The 4700-nt window shown below is 34.8% G+C and carries 5 protein-coding genes; 1 reads left to right on the forward strand and 4 read right to left on the reverse strand.

Features of this window, described 5'->3' with window-relative positions:
• Positions 1-312 precede the first annotated feature (312 nt).
• The 3 genes from ABFR62_13090 to ABFR62_13100 form a co-directional block, all read right to left on the reverse strand.
• Positions 313-828 (reverse strand): O-acetyl-ADP-ribose deacetylase, encoded by a 516-nt coding sequence (locus ABFR62_13090; GenBank protein ID MEN8139356.1) that lies wholly within the window; start codon positions 826-828, stop codon positions 313-315.
• A 22-nt stretch (positions 829-850) separates the two neighbouring features.
• Positions 851-1153 (reverse strand): hypothetical protein, encoded by a 303-nt coding sequence (locus tag ABFR62_13095; protein MEN8139357.1) that lies wholly within the window; start codon positions 1151-1153, stop codon positions 851-853.
• Between the two features lie 66 nt (positions 1154-1219).
• Positions 1220-2284 carry a hypothetical protein gene (locus tag ABFR62_13100; GenBank protein ID MEN8139358.1) on the reverse strand — a complete coding sequence of 355 codons (1065 nt, stop codon included), beginning with the start codon at positions 2282-2284 and terminating at the stop codon, positions 1220-1222.
• Between the two features lie 294 nt (positions 2285-2578).
• On the opposite strand from ABFR62_13100, the gene ABFR62_13105 reads away from it, so the two are divergent.
• Positions 2579-3346 carry an alpha/beta hydrolase gene (locus tag ABFR62_13105; protein ID MEN8139359.1) on the forward strand — a complete coding sequence of 256 codons (768 nt, stop codon included), beginning with the start codon at positions 2579-2581 and terminating at the stop codon, positions 3344-3346.
• Positions 3347-3442: 96 nt separating this feature from the next.
• On the opposite strand, the gene ABFR62_13110 is transcribed toward ABFR62_13105, so the two are convergent.
• Positions 3443-4582 (reverse strand): ATP-binding protein, encoded by a 1140-nt coding sequence (locus ABFR62_13110; protein ID MEN8139360.1) that lies wholly within the window; start codon positions 4580-4582, stop codon positions 3443-3445.
• Positions 4583-4700 lie beyond the last annotated feature (118 nt).

Below are 4700 nucleotides of genomic sequence, written 5' to 3' on the forward strand. Positions count from 1 at the left end.
CTTTCAGGGCGTATTCATATTTCGCACCTTCAACAAAAGGTGATACCTTTTGTTGAATTAATCTGCCACTTCGTGGCGATGACAAATTGACTACTTACAATGTGCAAAATATAATATTGTCAACTTTACCCCCTCATCCAATTAATTATTCATTAATGAGAAATAAATGCAGTAAACCATAGATTGAATCGGTCCAACCAAACGCTTTATATAATTTTCTCCCCAAAAATATGACTTGACCCATCAACTAACCGTGTCTCGGCCCAGCCGACGATTTGAGTTTTTAAGAAAGAAACTTATATCTAGAGTGTTTTACAAAAAACCTGGGTCTACCCCTAACAAACTCTCATACAAAATATAATTTTCATCATCATAACAGACAAAAATCACACTATCCAATACATTTTTAATATCCGGAAAATTATTAACTGTTGATACTGCTATTTTTGCGGCTCTGTCTTTTGGGAAACCATATACTCCGGTACTGATATTGGGGAAAGCAATGGTTTTCAACCCCTTTTCAACAGCGAGTTTCAGACTGTTTCGGTAGGCATTTACCAACAGAGCATCTTCATTTTGCTCTCCGCCTCTCCAAACCGGGCCAACTGTATGAATAACATATTTTGCCGGCATATCTCCTGCCGTTGTTATTACGGCTTGTCCGGTGGCACATCCCCCAATTATTTTACATTCTTCAAGAACCGAAGGACCTCCTGCACGGTGGATTGCTCCGTCAACACCTCCTCCTCCCAGTAATGAAGAATTGGCTGCGTTTACTATAGCATCAACTTTAAGTTTTGTAATGTCGGCTTTAAGAAGTTTGATCATAATCTACAATGATTACATGTTGTTAATTACACTTTTTTCTTTTCGTTGCCCGGCTACTTCCACCAATTGAGCAACTTGCTCCCAGTAGAAAACCGAAATCGTACCATCCGCCAACGTTATTATAAGCATATATAGCAACATCATCCATAAACAAACTTCCGATAAATGAAAAAGGCAATATCAGTCCGTGTAATAATCCACTCCAGAAACCGGCTGAATTATCAGTTATTATTGTGTCAATTAGCGGGCTGACTTTTGCACAAGCTGAAAATAACACTACTATCAAAATAGCAAACAACATATACCTTACTCTTGTATTTTTCATCACGATAATTTTTATATTTATACAATTTTTCAATAATTATATAATTCATTGTCAAAATGAATGTATCTAAAAAGCCTGATTAAGCTTCAGATACATCGAAAATTCATTATCACTGTTGTGTACAAGATCCAGACTTAAATCTACTCCGGTTGCCTGTTGGAGTTTATATCTAATACCTAGTCCTTCAGAAGTATACCATCCATCATCCATACGGCTTCTGCCGTCAACACCATATGATCCGCCCGAAAGGTTAGCCACCCCAAAAAATCCTACAACCCTAAATCTTGTATTGTTTATTGTATACCTGTATTCGCTTTGCACTCCCGACTGATAACGTGCTTTGTACTTGCCCGATGGATACCCTCTAAGTATTGATTTTCCGGAAATTGTAGGCAGGCCGCTATCAGGAGTTTTATCTGAGCTATACTGACCATAAAACTGCCATGCCCATACATCTTCTTCTCCGAAACCTTTTGCATAGTATCTGCCATCTAAAACAAATGTATGATAAGTGTTGATTGCTCCCAGCCATGAGGGGTTAGAGTGAACACGTGCAGTAATCCAGCCGGAATCTATGGGGTAATACTTATTTTTTCGTGAATCGTAACTAAATGCAAGTCCAAATCCCCCTGACTGCTCATCGAGCATACCATTATCGAAAATAAAACTTTCTCCACCTTCGCTAATAGCTTCGTAATTGATGTATTTATAACTTAAGGGTATTCCGGCATAAAATTTATTACTAACTCTAAACATAAGTATTTCGGTCAGTAAAGTGGTTTTTACATTGTAAGCTACCTCTGTTCCGTCTTTATCGAATTCATTGTTGATATTGTTATATGCAAACCCTGTGGCCGATAAAATATCGTTATTCTTTAGCCAGAGTATATTTTTCCCGTAAACAGAATAACTGTGGGTATTAGTGTACTGACCTCCTACCTGCAATTGCGATTTAGAAGAATTGCTTTTATCTCCCATGTATACGTATGATACCGCCATACCCACTCCGATACCCATAAGAGGAGTGCTTGTAAGTAATGGAACAACTCTTACAGGCTTCTCGGTTTTGATACTGTCCTGAGCCGATAATAATAAAGGAAATATTAATAATATGAGGATTTGTTTCTTCACTAATTTGCTTTTAATAAAGATAACAAATATACGTCAATCCACTAACAAACAACATATTACAAATATTCAGATAAGTTAAATACACATTATGTCATAAATATGCGAAACCTCTTAAGTTCAATGCAGTAAATATTCTAATTAATATAGAATCTTTAATTATTTCTCTAAAAATATCTATAATTTTACGGGCAATTATACGTGGTTAATATAGCTCTGCGTAATTACTGAAATAAGTTATTGATCGATCTAAAACAATAGGCTTTTATCATTAGCTTATAGTAAAAAAATATAGGAATGAATTCATCAGGCTCGCCAATTAATATTACACATAATAAAACTATATCTCTTTTTGGATTTATGCTTGTGTTTTTCATGGGAGTAAATATTAATCTGTTGTCTGCAAAAGAAAACAAACCTATTGTTTACCTTATTCCCGGTCAGGGAGCAGATTACAGACTTTTCAAAAACCTCAAAATCGACAGTAATTTTGAAATAAAAAACATTCATTATTCCACTCCTGAAGAAGATTGGAATATGAATGATTTTGCAAAAGTATTATCTGAGCAAATAGATACTTCCCGAACATTTTACCTCGTAGGTGTTTCTCTTGGAGGAATGTTAGCTACAGAAATGGGAGATTTTTTAAACCCGGAAAAAATTATCCTTATTTCAAGTGCAAAAAAAAGTAAAGAACTACCTCCAAGATATCGATTTCAGAAGTCATTTCCTCTTTATAAAATGGTTTCCGGTAATCTGTCGAAAAAAGGTGCTTTATTCTTTCAACCTATCGTAGAACCGGATAGAAATTACGATAAAGATACATTTGTATCAATGTTAGAGAATAAAGATCCCGACTTCTTAAAGCGTACAATTGCAATGATTATTGAATGGGATAGAGAAAAATACAGAGAAAATACCGTTCACATTCACGGAGATAATGACCATACTATTCCTATCCGCAATGTAAAATACGATTACATAATAAAAGACGGTTCACATATGATGGTACTGACCAAAGGTGATGAATTAAGTAAATTGATTAACGAAATTTTATTAGATTAAATAATACTTTAGTAGTTAAATTTGAACATCCCTATATTGTAAAGAGGTGAGTTCGATGAACCACTGCGTATGTGCAACCGGGGAAATTTTTGTTGCTTATAGCTCCCCGTAATCCAGTATAAAATCTATCTCAACAGGAGTGATAATCTTAGTTGCGGCTTGTGGATATGCATTTATAAAGGCCTTACTTATCCTGTGCTTTTTTTTCATATTCCATTTAATTTCAAAGGCAGAAACATTATCGCCTTCAACTTCTATATAATCAACTTCACTCTTTTTATATGTACGCCAGAAATAGCTTTTTATTTTGGGCCTAAAATAGGTATTCATTTTCATTCGTTCACTTATAATAAAGTTTTCGAATAGTTCGCCCTGATCGTTTCGTTGTGACAGATCGTTGAAATTGCCAATCACAGCATTTCGTATTCCATTGTCCCAAAAATAAATTTTCGACATTTTACTAACTTCTTTCCTGGGATTGTTGCTGAAAGATTTCAGACGAAAAATAACAAAGGATTTCTCCAGCAGATCAATGTAAGTCTCTACTGTTTCGGACTTTACCTTCATGCTGTTTGCAAGTTCAGAAACCGATACTTCCGAACCTATCTGGAATGCCAGAAGTTTTAAAAGTTTATCTAATAGTTGTGGCTTTCTGATATCTTTCCAAATCAAAACATCCTTATACAAGTACTGCTCTGCAATATTTTCTAATAACTTTTCAGATATATCCCGTTTCAGACTAACTTCGGGATAACATCCGTAAATTAAATGGAAAGGAAGTTCCTGCTCTATTTCAAACACCGATTTACCTTTATAAAGTTCCTCTAGCGTAAATGGATGTAAACGAAATAAGAACTGCCTTCCTGTAAGAGGTTCAAAAATAGTTTCAGCTATTTCCAGAGAAGAAGATCCTGTTGCAATGAACTGAACTTTTCCCATATTGTCTACCATCATTTTAAGTAATAAACCGGGATTTTTTATTCTTTGAACTTCATCTATTACAACCGTTTTATATTCGCCTACAACCCTTTTTATCGAGGCTATACTAATCTCTGTAAGTCTTTCTCTTGTTGCAGGATCATCGCCATTTAGCCATAAAGTATTACCATCTTCTAAAGTTAACTCCTTTAAAAGCGTTGTTTTTCCTACTTGCCTGGCGCCTATTACTACTAAAACCTTATTGAGGTTGTAATACCTTTTAAGTTCGGATGATAATGTCCTTAGTATTTTTTTCATATTCAAAATTACGAATATAAATTCTGTAATGGAAAAATTACCGTTAAAAATTCCATTATACTGGAAAAATTACCGCTAAAAAATCCATTATACTGGAAAAATTACCGCTAAAAATTCT

It is taken from the genome of Bacteroidota bacterium (assembly GCA_039714315.1).
Classification (GTDB): domain Bacteria; phylum Bacteroidota; class Bacteroidia; order Flavobacteriales; family JADGDT01; genus JADGDT01.

What these genes read in the sequence shown, in the direction of transcription:
- ABFR62_13105 (MEN8139359.1), top strand. Translation starts at nt 2,579, where the DNA reads ATGAATTCATCAGGCTCGCCAATTAATATTACACATAATAAAACTATA.
- ABFR62_13090 (MEN8139356.1), bottom strand. Translation starts at nt 828, where the DNA reads ATGATCAAACTTCTTAAAGCCGACATTACAAAACTTAAAGTTGATGCT.
- ABFR62_13110 (MEN8139360.1), bottom strand. Translation starts at nt 4,582, where the DNA reads ATGAAAAAAATACTAAGGACATTATCATCCGAACTTAAAAGGTATTAC.
- ABFR62_13095 (MEN8139357.1), bottom strand. Translation starts at nt 1,153, where the DNA reads ATGAAAAATACAAGAGTAAGGTATATGTTGTTTGCTATTTTGATAGTA.